We start from the raw sequence: 16,791 nt of genomic DNA, 5'->3' as shown, positions 1-16,791 counted from the left end.
GTTTCTCACATGGCGACTTTCATCGGTGGCTTCCAGCCGCCGCCCAAGGCCTTGTACAGGTTCACCTGATTGATTTCCCGCGCCAGTTCCAGTGCGAACCACTGCTGTTGCGCAGAGAATAACGAACGCTGGGCGTCCATGGTGGAGAAATAGCTGTCCAGACCCGCTTCGAAGCGAAGGCGAGACTGGCGATAGGCTTCTTGATAGTCAGCGACCAGGTGTTTCTGATTGTCGACCTGGGTCAGCATCTCCTGACGCGCATTGAGCGCGTTGGCCGCTTCGCGAAAGGCATTCTGCACGGTTCCTTCGTAAGCGGCGGTTTGTCCATCGTAGCGGGCATGGCTGGCATCCACCTGAGCGCGTCGAGCCCCGCCATCGAACAGCGTCAAAGACCCGGCTACCGCGACTGACCATAACTCGGCCGGGCCGCTCATCAGATTGGCAAACTCTCCAGACAGACTCCCCAACGCAGAGGTGAGTGAAAGTCTGGGGAAGTAGGCGCTGCGCGCAGCGCCTATATCGGCGTTGGCGGCCCGCAAAAGCGCTTCGGCTGCCATGATGTCCGGCCTGCGCTCGATCAGCGATGACGGCAGCCCGGCAGGTACATCGGCGGTCGCAAGGGTTTTGCCCAGTTCGCCTTCCGGTAACAGTTGGGTGGGCACGGGTTGACCCACCAACACGCGTAACGCATTCATATCCTGCGCCACTTGCATGCGATAGGTGTTGATCTGTACTGCCGCGGTGTTGGTTTGGGCATCGGCCTGGTGGACATCGATCCGTGCGGTAGAGCCATAGTTGTAACTGGTGCGCAACAGCTGTCCGTAGTGATTTTGCGAGTCGTAGGTGTTTTGTGCCAACGCCAACAGATTCTGGTTGGCTTTCAGGCTCAGCCAGGTGCTGGCGACTTCACCGATCAATGCCAGTCGGGCCGTCTGGTAGTCTGCTTCGGAGGCTTCGAAACGGGCCTGCGCCGAATTTCTCTGGCTGCGGATACGGCCGAACAGGTCCAACTCGTATGAAGTGAAACCGGCCGTGGCCTGAAAGGTGTTGGCCACGCTGCCTGTGCTGTCGCCTCCGGTGGGCGTCCTGACGATCGATGGCATCTTGCTGCGCCCGGCATAGGTGTCGATGCCAATGGCGGGAAACAGCTTGGCCCGGGCTCCAGCATAACCCGCTCTGGCTTCCTCCATGCCGGCGGCGAACTGACGCAAGCCACGGTTGTTATTCAGGGCCAGTTCGATCAATTGCCGGAGCCGGTCGTCAAGAATGAAGCCGCGCCAGTCCTGTTCGAATGCCTTTTTGGCGCTGCAACAATCGGCTGACGCGGATTGCGGCCACTGTTGATCGATCGGTGCGTCCGGCCGCTCATAAGTGGGTTCCATCGAGCAGCCGCTCAGCATGAGCAGGGATGCCAGACAGGTCGTGGATAAGGAGTTATTCATGATGGCTCTCCTAAAGGCGTTGACCGAGCAATGCTCGCAGCTGGGAAACAAGGAGGGATAACAAGCTGCCTCTGCTGCCGGATCCTTCAGGGCCGGACACCTGCGGCACAGGCTTTTTTATCAAACTGCCCTTGAAGGACTTGAAGCGAACCATAGAAGGCCTGGACGGTTGGCTGGTGCGTCGTGGCAGTACCGGTCTGGCTGCCTTTTCACCCAGTAACGAGCGGCGCAACAGGCTATTGAAAGCCATCAATGGCCTGGCCTTGCCGGCAACATTGGCCGTCGCGTCGCTGAACAACCGCGCGATGAGCCGATGGCGAAGTGCATCGGACAGGTCGATGAATTGCAGTCCCAACTGATCAATTCGGGGGTGGCGCATGACTTCCACGCCGATCCAGCCAACCTTGTCGACCCATATTTCACCGCGCATTCCCTGCTTTATCAATTTCGCTAACGTGCAGGAGAAAGCGGCCCCGCTAATGGAAATGTCGACCATTCGGCCCGGCAAGGTCACCCCGGCGATACGCAAGCCGGCGGGTTTGTCGAAAGGGAATCGCTCTTCACCGTGCAGCCGGGGCCTGTCGACGCAGGCCACCAGGGTCGCGAGGTTGTAGACCAATGCGACCACGGTCCAGCAAAGATTGAACAGCATGTTGCCGTCGAATGCGGCAGCAGTCGAAATGGCGGCATAAGCGCCGATCTGTGAGAGCAAGGTCAGCGCACAGAAGAACCCGAACAACTTCCAGTGAATCACCGTTCTGGAGCGATCGAGTCCTTTTGCCGTCACTTTGAACGGCCGGCCGAAGGGGCGGATCATGGCGCTGATGAGGGTGGCAGTCACCGCCAGCGAAGCCACGATTTGGGTGACTTCGGTAAAAATCGGTAGCGTTCGCCGGTCGGTGACCCAGGTGCCGTAACCCCAGAAGGCAATCAGCGCGGGCATCCCGTGGGCGAGAAAATCAACAGGGTTGGCATAAAATCCGGCGATACCGAAGTACCAGTACAGCACCGGTGAGATCAACAGCATCAAGATGAATGGCTTGGAGGCCCAATGCGTCAGGCCGTGCAGGAAGTGCAGACGATCATTGAGCGTGTAGCCCTTGCCACGTAAAGGACCGTCCTTGAGCAGTGCGACCTGAATCGTACCCAGGCACCATCGCCCACGCTGATTGATGTACTCGGTCAAGCCCTCGGCCGACAGGCCGATGGACAAGCGTTCGTTCAGCCAGCGAGTGACATAACCTTGTTGCAGTAACCGGTAAGTGGTGTTGATGTCTTCGCAAATCGACTCGGTGGGAAACCCGCCGAACTCGGTGATGAGGTCGCGGCGGATGACGAACGACGTACCGACGCAGAACGCAGAATCCCAGCTGTCCTTCGCCGGTTGGTAGACGTCGAAGAATACCCGCTGTTCGTCTACCCAGCAGGTCGAGGAACCGAGGTTGTGCTGGATTGGATCGGGGTTGTAGTAAAACTGCGGTGTCTGCACCAACCCGACTCGAGGGTCTTCAAACAGCCCCAGGGTGCGCAACAGAATGGGTCGCTGCGGCGCGAAGTCCGCGTCCAGCACCAGAATGTAGGGCGCATTGGTGCTGGCAGCCGATTGCTGTAAACCATTGTTGAGATTACCCGCCTTGGCGTGCGAATTGTCCCCACGACGTGCGTAATTCACGCCGACCTCGCAGCAATAGTCGCGCAACCAGTCACGCCGGGTATCGTCCAGCACCCAGACAGCGAAGTTGGGGTAGTCGATGGCTTGAGCGGCGGCGATGGTTTTCTCCAGGATATTGAGCCCCTCGTTATAGGTCACGATGAACACATCTACTGCGGGCACATCCTGGCCTGCGGCTCGCAGGCGACGCTCTCCGGCATCGGCGCTGGCGTGGTGATCCGAGCGACACAGCATCACAATGATTGAAAACAGCGTGTAAACGATCGCCAGCAGCTCAAAGAACAGAAAGCTGTATGACCAGACCGTGGCAGCACCGGCATGGGCGTCAGGCAGGGTGTCGCGGATCCGCCAGACGGCATAGTTGATCAGCAGCAGCGCGGTCATTGCGCCGAAAGCGCTTCGCGCCGGCCATTGGTCGCGGTGCGTCAGGCATCCGAACAGGATGACCATGGCCAGCGTCCAGAAATTGATTTGCAGCAGTTGTAGCGTGTCCAATGTATGCATGTCAGTTCGCCTCGCGAGAACCTGTGAAGGGGTTGATGCCGGTTGCGGCGATTGCCGCCCATGCGGTGGCTCCCAAATGAGGCAGGTGGTAATAGTAAAAATCATCGATGACCGAGTCCGGACCTATGGCCAGTCCGGTACTGATGCGCGCCTGGGGTGTTGCAAACAGCCAGCCGTCGCTGGTTTGCTGCGCGGCCAGAACCGCCCATAGCGGCTGTGCTTTTTCCGGTGCTCCGCTCAGCCGAGCAACCGCAGCAGTCTGCGCAGTTCCTTCGGTCCACAGACCATCCGGATTGCGCTTGAAGCCGTAACCGGCCCCGGAACGATGCGCCTGATCGATGAAACTGAAGACCCGCTGCCAATCGGCAGGGGGATGGTGCAGGGCAATCAACGGCCAGATCTGCGCGTCCAGCCCTGAGCGCGAGCGATCGGATGTTTGCCCGTCGCCCAGTGTGCCGATCAGAAAGCGGCCTTCACGGGCGTCCCACTGACTGAAGACGAACTGGCGCGCAATCTTCGCCTGGCGCGCTGCATGTTCATCCGCATGCAACTGGTCAAGCGCGGTCCAGGCGGCAGCCAGATCGGCATTGTGTTCGGTGGACTTCCAGTCCTGCCTGGCTTGCTCCGGGGGATAGCCGTAGTAGCCGCCGATGAATCCTTCGGGAGGCCGACTGTCGTAGGTTTTCTGTTCGGTCCAGCGCAGAACCCTTTGGGCCGCCTTCAGATAAGGCTCCTCGCCGGTTTGGCGAAATGCCTCCAATAGCGCCAGTGCCCCCCAGGCCTGATTGCCGGTAGCGCTACTGATCTGGTAGGCATCCTGATTCCAGGCGTTGCGTTGCGTGCTCCAGTAGCCAGGTAGCGTCATCGGTCCGCTTTTGAGTGGTCCGGCAGCGTAGGCGTTGCGCAATCGGCCGTCCTGATAGTCAGGGTCGTGCAAGGTCGCGTATGCCAGCGCATCCGCGATCCGGCGTGCCGATTGCGCTTTGCCGCAGGCGAACAGAGCGATGCTGGCCAAGGCGTTATCGTAAGTGAACGCGACCCCGCGCAAGGCCTGGATCTCAGGCTGCTGACCGGCCACGGGCGGATAGCTGGCCAATAACAAAGGGCCCGCCGCTTGCGCTTGCACCGCCTGGTCGAGCGCTGTGCAGGTCATCTCGGCCAGGCGTGGCATCGGGTCCGCAGCCAGTGCCGGGCTCGCGCCATGGCTGGCTGCCAGGAGCCCGAGTGTCAGCACCCAGCGCCTGCTGGCATAGCTGGAAGTAATCATCAGCGTGACACCTCGGCAGTGACCCAATGCCCGGGGTTGCAGACCGCGGCTCGCTGACTTTTTGTGAGATTGCTGCCGAAGGCGCCGACCACATAGACCGAATTCTGTTCGGCATAGGGAAATGGAACGCTATAGCTACTGACCTGAATATCCGAGGGGCTGGACAGCAGTTGCACGACCTTGGCTGTCAGGGTATGGCTCAAACCGCGGATACTCACCCGCAGAACACTGTCGCGTTCGATCTTGCTCGCCATTCGCTCCGGGAACACTGCAATCACGTAACTCTCATTGCAGTTGGTGGCGCGCAGCAATGTCGCACCCGCGCGCACCTGTGTCCCTTGCGGTGCCACCAATTCCTGGACGGTGCCGGGTGAATAGGCGATCACGTCGTACCCGCTCATCAGCTTGATTCTGTCTTGCTCGGTGGCAATCAGGTTATTGAGGTTGTCCAGTTCCTGTTGTTGTGTCGCCTGATTCTTGGCCTGATTGGCCAGGCTCAACTGCAGAGTGGTTATTTTCGCCTTGAGTTCGAACAGGCGCAGCTGCTCAGGGTCCAGATACACCTCTTTGCTGGCAGCGCTGAGGTCACCATCGTTGATCCGCAGTTGCGACTTGACGGACTCGGCGGCGCCTTGCAGTGATGCCAGTTGCGCCTTGGAGGAGGCCACCGCGGCCTGGCTGATGGCGCCTTGGCGAAACAGCTCCAGGTTACGATCGACCGTCTCCTGGGCGTCCTCCAGGCGCACACTGGCAGCACTGCTCTCGGCTTTCAGGGCTTTCTGGGCATAGAGCTGTCGGGTATGGAATGCCGATTGATATTGCTGACTGGTTTTCTCCAGCTCGTTGAGAAGCTGCTGATCGTGCTCTGCCTCGCTGGTCAATGAAGACAGTTGCTGTTCCAGGGACAAACGGCGCGTTTGCAAGGTCAGCAACGCCTCTTGATTGGCCCGCGGATTATCGATGGTGGCGATTTTTTGCCCTGTGGCAAAGCTGGCTCCCGGTTCGATCGTGAGCGAACTGACCACTCCATCGATAGGCGTCGTCAGCAAAATCACAGGTGCGTTCAACACCGCCCGCGTCGCGGAGGAAGACATCAAGGGCATGAACAGTGTCGAAAACAGCAGCCAGATAATGAATGCCAGGACGCCGAATCCGACCAGTCGCGGCAGGAAGGAAAATGAAAAGCGTTTTGAGCGGGTATCAGCCATTCTCCAGCACTCCTTGAAAGAGCAATGAATTAGTTCGGCACGTGGCCGGTCCGACCCGACAGTCAGGTAATAGAACCCATGACTGCACAGGGCAGAAGTCAGGTGGAGCTCAAGTTGAATCGCCGTTCATTTGCCGGGCGATATGTCTCTGACCCAGCGATGGTTTGAAAGTTGTTTTCTGGTGCGCAGGAATTTTGCCCTGTCTTGTTGGTGTAATTAGATAATAAACTACGCGTAATTTATTACTTATTTACATATCGAAGCGGCTGCGGTAAAGCCGGTCGAAGCCTGCCATGTATGAGGTGCCGGGCTTCTGCGTTCAGATGTACGGCTCATTCAAAGCCAGTGTTTGTCTACGTCTCGAGCTTGCGACGGTAAATGTGCTCTCGGCGACTGTCAACATCTGATGTTCTAAGGTTTTAGATTGCCGACAAACTGAGGGTGTTCTTCTGGGTGCTGTTTCTTGTCCTGTTTAAAGAAGTATTCAGCACGAAAGCGGGGAGGATATAAGGCAAAAAAATATAAGGATCCATATGTTCATATATTTGAATAAGGCCGAAACATACCAGGACTGGTTTATAAGGGGACGCACCCGCAGGCTCGCCCCAAAGCGCACGGACATCCGCATCAATCCGCTCAAACGAAAGGCGGTCAACGATGTGTTGCAGCGTTTCGCCAAGGCGTTCGAGTGGGGCCGGCAAAATCCCGACGAGTACGCTCGGGTCTTCGCCAGGGTCAACGATATACCGCTTGATGTCTCGCAACGCCTGCGCAGTTGGGGCGACGAGTCCCCAAGCCAAAGCCTGTGGCTAAACCGGTCCGCAAACCCGTGGCGCAGGCACCGGCGCCACCCGCGCCAGCAGACCCGGACCAGACAGTTATTGCCCCGTCCTGAATAAGGTTTACACCCCCCTGATCTATCTTCAGGAGGGTGTAATGGATGCGGGAAAAGGCGATGAGGTGAAGGGAGATGAATAGCACGACTCTCCCGAACCAGACTACTTAAAAGCTTGTACTCGGTTTGGACGCGTCAGCCACGGTGGAGCGGTCGCAATTTATAAATGAAGACGAATTCAGCCAGCGTTGATCAGGATAATAAGAAAACAGTAACTGGCCGTCTTTCATTGAGTCGATGAGTTGATGAGCAATAGCGGGGCGCACGGCCGGGCAACCTAAACTTCTGCCAATACGGCCGTTCAACTGCGCCAGGTCGCGACTGACATAGGCTGCCCCGTGGATGACGATAGCCCGGTCGAGTGCATGATCGTTGAAGCCAGGCTCCAATCCCTCCATGCGCAAGGAATAGCCGTTATGACCGACATAGGTCGAACTCGTCCGATACAACCCAAGGCTGGTGGCCATGCTTTCATTCTGGTTGGAAAATTGACTGGCCATATTTTCGCCGCTGTTGCGGCCGTGCGCGACCAGTTCGTGAAAAAGTAATGTGCGGTGTTGCAGGTCAAACACCCACAGTCGTTGCTCGGTTGAGGGGAGAGAGTAATCAATCACTGCAAGTCTTTGGACAGGTGCCGCGCCTTGCGCCAATCGGCACTGAGACGCATGTACGGCCAGCGCGATAACCTTGGCGTTAGCGTCTGGTGCCGCTTTGACCAGCGCGGCCTCAAGCGAATCGGCGTAGGCGGCCTCTACAGACATGGACATCACAAGCATGGCTGCCATTAAAAAGCCCGAGCGGTCTAGCGTCATGTGCGTATCCCATCACTATTTATACGAGTCTAGCAGTGTCAGTGGGTCTGAGTGACGATGCTCGAGTGACTTTTAAACCCGAGGTGCAGGGGGATGATTGCGCAGTGCTGCGAGCACTGAATCTAGTTCAGAACTGTCCATTTCATATTTGCCGCGGGCAGGACTTTCCGCTGTGGCGATGAGGCAAAACAAACAATAAAACTCTTTTCATAACCCTTGACGGAACGTGTGACAGGTTTATATTCGCCACTTCTTCGGCCGGTATCACGCTTTACTGGTTATTGTCTTTAAAGCGTGCAGTTCAAGTCATGTTGTTGAAACGTCAAGGTGACAAGAATGTTTCCTGGTCTAGACTGACTCATCAACTATATGAAATAGCCGGACGAACCGGTATTCAAAGAGAGGGAAAATGAGAAAACTTTATGTACTGGGCGCGCTTATTGCGCTGACGATTTGCAGTATTGGTATGAGCGATGCTCGCGAGGGGCGAAACGGCAAGCATCAGTCTGATTCGGTTGCGGGGGTGTTTGACTACTATCTGTTGACGTTGTCCTGGTCGCCCACGTTTTGCCTGACCCATCGCGACAATGAGCAATGCTCGGGGAAAGGCTATGGCTTTGTGCTCCACGGTCTCTGGCCTCAATACGCCAAGGGCGGCTGGCCGCAGTCGTGCCCGCCGATGGTTCCTTTAACGCAAGCGGAGCAGGCGAGGGGGCTGACGTTGTTTGCGACGCGCAAGTTGCTGGAGCATGAATGGACAAAGCACGGCACCTGCAGTGGCCTGGGCGCCTCGGGTTATCTGGACACAGCGGACAAGGCCGTGGGCGCTGTCCGGATCCCGGAGCAACTGCAACCCTTCAGCACTGCCCATTACTTTGAAGCGCAAGAGATTGCACAAATGTTCCGGCAGAGTAATCCCGGTATCCCTGCTGATGGCATCGCTATTCTGTGTAGCGGGCCCGAGCTCTCCGAGGTTCGTGTCTGCATGGGCAAGGACTTGGCATTCGGGGCCTGCGGCAAGGGCGTCAAAACTCAATGTCGGTCCGGAGAGATTCGCGTGCCGCCTATTCGATGAGCGAGCCGGTTGGAGCCGTCAGCACTCTCGGCCAAGGGGGGGCTGACGATAGTTCAAGAAAAGATTTGCCCTTGAACAGGTACACTGGAGGCGACGTTTACTTGAGCTTTTTTTAATAGTGCTGCGGCTGTAATAAAAAATATTATTATCAGTAGCGCCAACAAGAGTAATCATACTCAACAGTATTCATCACATTCTCCTGATTTTTTGAAGAAGATTGAGATGTTGAGCTGGATGTTTAAATATAACCAGTCAGTCTATGAATAATGACGGTTGGTTTATGTTGCAATGCTGGGCTCTCAGGGTCTTTATCGTCTTTAGCCTGGCAGGCCGAGGCTACTGTGAGGCTCGCCATGCAGGAATTGATTATGAGAAACATAAAAATATATCTGTCCCATTTTCCATGTCCCATTTTCCAATGTGATCGAGCTGGATGGAGCGCCGCCGAATTGAGTCTATATTTAATGGCGGGTTACGTGTAACGCACCGAAAGGATCCCCCGTGAGTTTTATAAAAGGCTACGCTGAACACTCAAGCTCAATCAGAGGGAGCCGGGCCATGCAGTTGCACGAAGCGCAAACGATCACCGAGGTATACACCTCACAAGAGGTGAACAAGGCCTTGCGGGAGGGTTGGAAACTGCTGGCCGTGACGCCGGTAAGCAGTCCTCACAACCCCAACTGTATTACCACCTGTTATGTACTGGGCAAGAAAAAGCCCGCTGAACCGATTCGGCCATAAATCCCTCAGGCCGAAAGAATTCGGCTGCTCCGGGAGCGGGGGGATCACCGCTAGACCACTAACACTGTACCCCTGTGCAGGCATGAGCAATGAGGCTGTCAGCTTATTTCATCGGGATGAAGCACATGAAAAAACAGGTCATGGCGATAATTATCCTTCTCGCTCTATCTCCCTGCTCATGGGCAGGCGATAAATTTGGGGCGTTGGCTGTAGACAAAAATAATGGTTTCTATTACGGCTGGTCGTACGATCACTGAACCATGGAGCAGGCCAATACGAGGGCACTCAATGAGTGCGCGCAGCGAGGCGGAAACTGTAGTGTTGTATTGGAATTATTTGGCGCTGACAGGTGTGGAGCATACCGTACGATAGACGGCGCGGTAGGAACAGCTTATGGCTGGGGAAAAGGTTCGGATCAATCAGTGGCAGATCGTATGGCCAATGAACAGTGTCTGGGGCGCTCAAATGGAAATAGTTGCAATAATCACGTATAGGCGTGTAATACAAATGTAAAAGGTGCTGATTCAAAAAGTGCACCCGCCGACTTGACCGCTATTCGTAATGCGGTTGTCGATTACTATGATAATAATGGTGAGTGGGCTGGAAAGTTCCGCATGAGCATTGAAAAGATCAGAGTGGACGGGGCTGGGTCAACGATCAAGGCGCACGTGAAGTACATATACTCCCCATACCTGGAAACAATAGTTCGTCAGGTTATGATTAGCGGATTTTTACCATCAATGTTAATGGCAATGCATACACCGTAACTCATATGGATGAGTATATGTCTGCAAAATTTTAACCAGGGCATGACAAGGCCTGTATGACACCGTGTGTTGGTATTGTGATGGGTCATGTCAGCCTGGGGGAAGTGGCTGAACCACGTCCCCCCGCTTGGCACTATTTAAAGTGCTGCTCGTAAGTCGCCACCAGGTCCGGCGTGATCAGCTTGAAGGGCACCCAGACATTCGCTTCGACCGGTTCGCCTTTGATCATTTTGATGGCGGCTTGCAGGGCGCTGGTCGCCTGGGCTTTGGGGTCTTGAAACACCGAGGCCGCCAACTGGCCGCGTTTGATGGCCGCCAGTCCGTCAGGCAAGCCGTCTATGCCGACCACCGGAACCGAGCCTTTGGCCTTGCCGGCCTGTTGCAGGGCCATGGCCGCGCCGATGGCCATCTCGTCGTTGTTAGCGACGATGGCATCGAAGTTTGAGCCTGCGAGCACCCAGTTGCTGGTCAGGTCCATCCCTTTGTTGCGCTGCCACTCGGCACTTTGCTGCTCGACGATCTTGATCCCGGGATAGTCCTTGAGTACATCTTTGACCCCATCGGTTCGGCCTTGGGTGGCGTTTTGCGCCAGGTCGCCCATGATGATCGCCAGGTTGCCTTTGCCACCCATCTTGTCGACCAGGTAACGCATCTGCAGTTGTCCGGCCTCGATGTCGTTGGACGCCACGGTGACCACGCCTTTGGGCAAGACGCGCTCGTCCGGGCGGCGGTTGACGTAGACCAGTGGTGTTTTCGCCGCGACGGCAGCGCGGGTCATGTTGGCGGTGGCGGCAGTGTCCACGGGCAGGACGATGACCGCGTCCACTTTCTGGTTGAGGAAGCCTTCGATCTGATTCAGCTGACGCACCACGTCACCCTGAGCGTCCTCGAACTGGATCTGCACCTTCTCCTGTTTGGCGGCCGTTTCCAGGCCGCTGCGCACATAGGTCATGAAGTTATCGTCCACCCTGGCAATGCTCACGCCAATGCGATAGTCGGCGAGGGCCCATTGGCTGCTGAGGAGCAGCAGCGAGGCAATAAACAGTGTGCAACGTCGCATGATGGTTTTCCTTTTGTTGTTATGAGTTGAAATTCATCAAAGGTGAGGCGTTTCTGGCGCTCTCTGCATCAAACCTGCCGAGAGCGCCAGTGAGGTCCCAGGCGTTGCCGGCCTCGTCAATCAAACGTGAAGGCTTGCCGAAAGCGCTCAAGTGCCTGTTCGGAGTCGCCAGAGGCCCAACCCTCTAGCCCGACGACGCCGGTGTATCCCATGCGCAACAAAGCTCTGGCAATGGCCGGATAATGGATCTCGCCGGTGCCGGGTTCCATGCGGCCGGGTACATCGGCGACCTGGATTTCTCCAATGGCCGGGCCGGCACGCTGGATCAGTTCAATCAGGTTTCCTTCGCCGATCTGGGCATGGTAAAGGTCCAGGTTCATCTTCAGGTGCGGGCTGCCCACGGCTTCGATCAGGGCCAGGGTTTCTTCGGCGCGAGCGAAGGGGGTGCCGGGGTGGTCAACCTGGGTGTTGAGGTTTTCCAGCAAAAATACCCTGCCAGCCTCTTCCCCCAGCCTGGCGATTTTTTCCAGGGTCTTGCAGGCGCTCAGCCACATTCGTCCGTTGGTGTGGGCCACAGGTTTGACCGGCAGGCCTTTGTCGTCCAGGCCGCTGCCATGCAGGTTGAGACTGGGGCAGTTCAGCTGTGCGGCCACGGCCAGCGATTCCCGTGCACTGTCGAGCAGGTGCTTGATGTCCTCGGGATCGGTCAGGTTGCCCGAGATATAGCCGGTCATGGAGGTGAAGTCAGCGCCGGTGGCGACCAGGGCCGCAATGTCCTTCGTGGTCCAGTCCCAGAGTTCGGCGCTGAAGCCCAGCGCATGAATACGTTTGACGCGCTCTGTGAACGGGAGATCCAGGAAGACCATCTCGGCACTGATCGCCAGTTTGAAGGGTGTAAAGCTCATGCGTGTGCTCCTTACAGGCGGACAGGTTTGCCCTGCTGGACGGACTCGATGCAGGCGCGGGCAATGGCCAGTGCGGCCCGGGCATCTTCGCCGCTGGCGAGTGGTTTCTCCCCGGTGCGCAGGCAATCGACAAAGTGATTGAGCTCGGCAATGTAGGCATCGCGCAGCAGGTCGGTATCCATGCGCTGGGTGTCGGCCTGGATGCCGTCAGCCAGGTAGCGAACCATGTCGGAGTGATTGATGCTGCCCATGGTCAGCATGCCGGCACTACCGAATACTTCCCCACGAACATCGTAGCCATAGACCGCCTGGAAATTGGCCTCGGCCGTCGCGATGGCGCCGTTGTCGAAGCGGATCGTGACAACAGCGGTATCCAGCAGGCCCTTGTCCTTGTATTGCGGTGCAACCAGGGCATCGGCCATGACATAGACCTCGACAGCCTTGGCGCCTGGATTCAAATAACGCAGGGTATCGAAGTCATGGATCAGGGTTTCCAGGAAAATCACCCACTGCGGCGAGGCGGCCGGGTTATGCAGCGTTGGATCGCGGGTCAGCGAGCGCAGTAACTGAGGCGTGCCGATGCGACCGGCGACCACGTCCAGATGGGCTGCCCGGAAGCTTCTGGCAAAGCGGCGGTTGAAGCCGACCTGCAGCGGCACTCGTGCCTCGGCGGCCGCGGCGATGGCGCGGTCGGCCTCGTCAAGGGTGATGGCCATGGGTTTTTCACAAAAGACACCTTTGCCGGCCCGGGCAGCGCTGATCACCAATTCGGCATGGCTACGGGCCGGAGCGGCGATCAATACACCGTCTATTTCCGGGTCTTCGAGCAGTTGCTGTGGATCGGTATAGACCCGTTGCACAGCCAATTCTGCCGCCAGGCGTGCGGCTTGACCGGGTGTGGGGTCGGCAATGGCGGCCAGGCAAGCACCGGGAATGTGTCGAGCAGCGGTCTGGGCGTGAAAGCTGCCCATGCGGCCGGCGCCGATGAGTCCAAGGCGGATGGTCTTGGGTGTATTCATGAAGTGACTCCTTTTTATTGTTGTTCAAGTGGCTGAGCAGCAAGAACTGTCCTCGCTGGTATAAGCTCCTGAGCAAGGCCTGTGCCAATCTTTAACTACTTGATATTTATACAAATATTTCAGATTGAAAGAGGGGGAGTGTTCATTGGAGTGACATGTCTATAATGACATGTCAAAAATATGAACATTGGTGCGGATCTCAATGATGGCTAACCAACCGCTCATGGCCTTCAGCCTGGAAGACCTCGATTACATTACGGCCATCGGGCCGGCGTCCTTGAATGAAGGACCCATCGCCGAGCTGGACCAGGCTTGGCTGGCTTGCCTGAAGGGTCGCACTGATCGACCTGCCGGGGTCAGACAGGCCATCTGGGACTCCTGGCTGCGCAGTGTCAGGGCTGGCCTCAACCCTGATGATTTTGTATACCGTTTTGTCGATCCCGACGTGCTGGCTGCAACACTTGCGGTCAATCGCGTATTGATCGGGGTGGCGGCAGAGGTCATGAGCGGGCTGCTGGCTTACAACCCCAGGGGGCATATCAACCTCACCGATGCCGAAGGGACGACCCTTTACTTCTGCGGTCTGGACCTTACGCCGGTGGGCAGCCGGCTGCTGGAGTCGGTGCAGGGCACCAACTGCACGGGACTGGCGATTGCCGAAGACCGATTGGTGTATGTGCTGGCGCAGGAAAATTTCGCGACTGGCCTGCGTCAGCGACGCATGCATTGTGCCGCCGCGCCGATCAGGGATGCCAAGGGCACGACCCTGGCCATTCTGACGTTGACCGCGGAGCCGGGCTGGTTCCATTTCCACACGCTGGGGACTGTCCAGGCGGCGGCCGAAGCCGTCTCGCGACAGATGGCGCTGCAGACGCTGCTGGAAGAACAGCAGACCGTCCTTGAAGTGCTGAACGAGGGGCTTGTGGTGCTGGATGAGCGGGGCTGCATCAAGGCGCTCAACCGCTATGCCCGTCAATTGTTCCGGGTGGGTCGGGATCTGTTGGGGTGCCCGTTCCAGCGTCTGGGGCAGAGCGAGCTGACTGACGAGATTCTGCTGCGCAGCGGCGAGGGGCTACGGGATCTGGATTGCACCTTTGAGCTGCACGATGGTAGTCACCTGGCATGCCTGGTATCCGTGTGCTCCCTGGAGCAGGGCGGGCACATTGTCTCGTTGCGGGAGAGCCGGCGTATCCGGGAAATCACCCGGCGGATCATAGGGACTCAAGCCAGCTATACCTTTGAGACCATTCAGGGAAGCTCGCGCGTCATACAGGATGCGCTGCGTCTGGGACGGATTGCCAGTCGCAGTGACTCGACCACGCTGATCCTGGGGGAAAGCGGGACCGGCAAGGAGTTGTTCGCACAGGCCATCCATAACGCCAGTGACCGTTCCAGCGGTCCTTTCGTGGCCGTCAATTGCGGGGCTATTCCGCGAGATCTGGTGCAAAGCGAACTGTTTGGTCATGTCGAGGGCGCCTTCACCGGGTCGGCCCGCGGAGGGTCTGCCGGGAAGTTCGAATTGGCCGATGGCGGAACGATCTTCCTGGACGAGATCGGTGACATGTCTTTCGATGCCCAGGTCAGCCTGCTGCGAGTTTTGCAAGAAGGCGAGGTGACTCGTGTTGGCGCGAAAAAGTCGCAGCATGTGGATGTACGCATCATTGCAGCCACGCACCGCAATCTGAGCCAGGCGGTTGCCGATGGCGCCTTCCGCGAGGATCTCTATTACCGGCTCAATGTGCTGAACCTTACGGTTCCGCCGCTGCGGATGCGCCGGGAGGACATTCCATTGCTGGCGCGGCATTTTCTCAATCGCTGTGCCCAGTCGCTGCGCAAGCCTGTGCAGGGGATCTCGCCGGCGGCATTGGATATTCTTTCAGCCCACACTTGGCCGGGTAATGTTCGCGAGCTGGAAAACACGATCGAGCGCGCGACCAATCTGGCGGTTACCGGGCTGATCCAGCCGGGTGATCTTCCTCTCGAAATCATGCAGGGGCTGCGCCGGCCGGCGTTGGGACGTTTGCCAGAGCCCAGGGCTGCCCTGGACTTGGGAACCCATGAGATGAATGCGATTATGACGGCCCTCAGGGACACTCGCGGTAACATTCGGCTGGCCGCGAAGCAGCTGAATGTTTCTCGTGGTGGGCTGTACAACAAGATGAACCGGTTCGGACTCAGTGCCGATGCTTTTCGTTCGGGACCAAACATCTGATTGTCTTCTGTAGCGTCTTCCCAAGGTGCTCCACCACAGTGGCCTGTCGCGCGACGGCGTTGCAGGGCTGCTTGAATCAAGTCAGCGTGAGCCTCCTGTCTCACTGAATGATCGCCAGTTCGTCACCCTGTGTCAGCAACCAAGCCTGATCACCTCTTCGACGCTATCGAGCAAACAATCCAGCCCCCTCGTCATCAAGAGCTGTCATCCGACCGCTCGGTCACCCTGCGATAAAAAATTTTCGACGACGGTTGACAGTTCGATTCGTTCAAATCTAATCTGCATACAGCGCTGCACACATGACGGCGCACAACGTTGTTAGTTTGTACCTTCCTGCCTACAAGAACGAAATCATCGGAGAGGTCAAAATGGCTCGGTTCCTCACTCGCTCCATCCGCAACATGCTCGTTTGCGCATCCGCCATCGGGGCGTTGCTCACCCAGGTCCCAGCCCAGGCGGCTGATGTATCACTCTGGAAAGACATTCAGAAGGCGGGGGTCTTGCGGTGCGGGGCTGCTGTCGCCGCGCCTTACGTCATGCGCGATGCCCGCTCTGGTGAATACAGCGGCTATTTCGTGGACCTGTGCCGCGACTTCGGCGAGAAAGTGCTGAAGGTGAAGGTCGAGTTCGTCGATACCAATTGGGACAACCTTGTTGCAGGGCTGCAAGGCGGCAAATGGGACATGGCCATGGCACTGAACCAGACCCCCGAGCGTGCTCTGGCTGTCAGCTTTTCAGTGCCGGCGACTGACTATCAAGTGTCGCTGTTGATCAACAAAGACAATCCCAAATTTGCCGGTGCCGCAAACTCCGTCGCCGACTATGACAAGCCAGAAGTTACCTTCGCAGTGATGTCCGGGACGGCTCAGGACAAGGCCATTTCAGCCGTCGTCAAGAAAGGCAAGATCATGCGCCTGCCGGGCATGGATGAAGTGCGTCTGGCCGTCATGTCCAAGCGGGCCGATGTATTGGTCGATGCCAGCGACACCAACCACCTGTTCGCCGTGGCCAACCCGGACTGGTCGAAGGAAGTCCTGCCCAAGCCCGCTTTGGCCAAGCAGGGTGTCGCCTTCGGTATCCGCAGAGACGTCAGTGCTGCGGACCTGCAGACGTTGAACATCTATCTCACGCAACGCCGTGAGACCGGTGAAATCGATGCTCTGGTCGACAAGGCTTCGCAACTCGCCAACGCCGACAAAACCCCTCAGTAAC

The 16,791-nt window shown here is 57.4% G+C and carries 14 protein-coding genes and 1 pseudogene; 7 read left to right on the top strand and 8 right to left on the bottom strand.

From position 1 onward, the window contains the following. Positions 1–5: 5 nt before the first annotated feature. From AC07UI_RS09620 to AC07UI_RS09605, 4 genes are read right to left on the bottom strand one after another with little or no spacing between them, the layout of a single operon-like run. Positions 6–1,442, bottom strand: coding sequence for an efflux transporter outer membrane subunit (locus tag AC07UI_RS09620; protein ID WP_494992267.1), 1,437 nt, complete (start codon positions 1,440–1,442; stop codon positions 6–8). A gap of 10 nt (positions 1,443–1,452) precedes the next feature. Then, positions 1,453–3,618 carry a glycosyltransferase family 2 protein gene (locus AC07UI_RS09615; protein WP_494992266.1) on the bottom strand — a complete coding sequence of 722 codons (2,166 nt, stop codon included), beginning with the start codon at positions 3,616–3,618 and terminating at the stop codon, positions 1,453–1,455. Position 3,619: 1 nt separating this feature from the next. Then, the gene (locus tag AC07UI_RS09610; RefSeq protein WP_494992265.1) at positions 3,620–4,885 is read right to left on the bottom strand and encodes a hypothetical protein; all 1,266 of its coding nucleotides are present in this window, start codon (positions 4,883–4,885) and stop codon (positions 3,620–3,622) included. Then, a complete protein-coding gene (locus tag AC07UI_RS09605; protein ID WP_494992264.1) occupies positions 4,885–6,093 on the bottom strand; it encodes an HlyD family secretion protein in 1,209 nt (402 codons plus the stop codon). The genes AC07UI_RS09610 and AC07UI_RS09605 overlap by 1 nt, the downstream gene beginning before the upstream one ends. 629 nt (positions 6,094–6,722) lie before the next feature. On the opposite strand from AC07UI_RS09605, the pseudogene AC07UI_RS09600 reads away from it, so the two are divergent. Then, positions 6,723–6,884 (top strand): annotated as a pseudogene (locus AC07UI_RS09600) (ABC transporter substrate-binding protein); the annotation flags it as partial. A gap of 211 nt (positions 6,885–7,095) precedes the next feature. Here AC07UI_RS09600 and AC07UI_RS09595 read toward each other — a convergent pair. Then, complete coding sequence (locus AC07UI_RS09595; RefSeq protein ID WP_494992263.1) at positions 7,096–7,800, bottom strand: murein L,D-transpeptidase catalytic domain family protein; 705 nt, start codon at positions 7,798–7,800, stop codon at positions 7,096–7,098. Positions 7,801–8,209: 409 nt separating this feature from the next. Between AC07UI_RS09595 and AC07UI_RS09590 the strand changes: the two genes are divergently transcribed. The 4 genes from AC07UI_RS09590 to AC07UI_RS09575 all read left to right on the top strand — a co-directional run bounded on the left by AC07UI_RS09590 (position 8,210) and on the right by AC07UI_RS09575 (position 10,110). After that, positions 8,210–8,875: a ribonuclease T2 gene (locus tag AC07UI_RS09590; protein WP_494992262.1), complete on the top strand. Its 666-nt coding sequence runs from the start codon at positions 8,210–8,212 to the stop codon at positions 8,873–8,875. A gap of 558 nt (positions 8,876–9,433) precedes the next feature. Next, positions 9,434–9,616, top strand: a complete 183-nt coding sequence (locus tag AC07UI_RS09585) for a hypothetical protein (protein ID WP_494992261.1) — start codon at positions 9,434–9,436, stop codon at positions 9,614–9,616. Positions 9,617–9,741: 125 nt separating this feature from the next. Beyond that, on the top strand, positions 9,742–9,873 hold the full coding sequence (locus AC07UI_RS09580) for a hypothetical protein (protein ID WP_494992260.1): 132 nt from the start codon (positions 9,742–9,744) through the stop codon (positions 9,871–9,873). Positions 9,874–9,876: 3 nt separating this feature from the next. Next, positions 9,877–10,110: a DUF4189 domain-containing protein gene (locus AC07UI_RS09575; RefSeq protein WP_494992259.1), complete on the top strand. Its 234-nt coding sequence runs from the start codon at positions 9,877–9,879 to the stop codon at positions 10,108–10,110. 406 nt (positions 10,111–10,516) lie between these two features. Here AC07UI_RS09575 and AC07UI_RS09570 read toward each other — a convergent pair whose 3' ends face one another. The 3 genes from AC07UI_RS09570 to AC07UI_RS09560 all read right to left on the bottom strand — a co-directional run bounded on the left by AC07UI_RS09570 (position 10,517) and on the right by AC07UI_RS09560 (position 13,367). Next, positions 10,517–11,443 carry a sugar ABC transporter substrate-binding protein gene (locus tag AC07UI_RS09570; RefSeq protein WP_494992258.1) on the bottom strand — a complete coding sequence of 309 codons (927 nt, stop codon included), beginning with the start codon at positions 11,441–11,443 and terminating at the stop codon, positions 10,517–10,519. Between the two features lie 116 nt (positions 11,444–11,559). Then, a complete protein-coding gene (locus tag AC07UI_RS09565; RefSeq protein ID WP_494992257.1) occupies positions 11,560–12,348 on the bottom strand; it encodes a TIM barrel protein in 789 nt (262 codons plus the stop codon). Positions 12,349–12,359: 11 nt separating this feature from the next. Beyond that, positions 12,360–13,367, bottom strand: a complete 1,008-nt coding sequence (locus AC07UI_RS09560) for a Gfo/Idh/MocA family oxidoreductase (RefSeq protein ID WP_494992256.1) — start codon at positions 13,365–13,367, stop codon at positions 12,360–12,362. Positions 13,368–13,572: 205 nt separating this feature from the next. On the opposite strand from AC07UI_RS09560, the gene AC07UI_RS09555 reads away from it, so the two are divergent. Both AC07UI_RS09555 and AC07UI_RS09550 read left to right on the top strand, forming a co-directional pair. Next, positions 13,573–15,579 carry a sigma-54 interaction domain-containing protein gene (locus tag AC07UI_RS09555; protein ID WP_494992255.1) on the top strand — a complete coding sequence of 669 codons (2,007 nt, stop codon included), beginning with the start codon at positions 13,573–13,575 and terminating at the stop codon, positions 15,577–15,579. 368 nt (positions 15,580–15,947) lie between these two features. After that, positions 15,948–16,790, top strand: coding sequence for a transporter substrate-binding domain-containing protein (locus AC07UI_RS09550; RefSeq protein ID WP_494992254.1), 843 nt, complete (start codon positions 15,948–15,950; stop codon positions 16,788–16,790). The last annotated feature ends 1 nt before the right edge of the window (position 16,791 follow it).

The organism is Pseudomonas sp. GW821-FHT04C07 (assembly GCF_059420325.1).
Note: the sequence above shows the minus strand (reverse complement) of the source record. Positions and strands in the feature narration are given on the sequence as shown.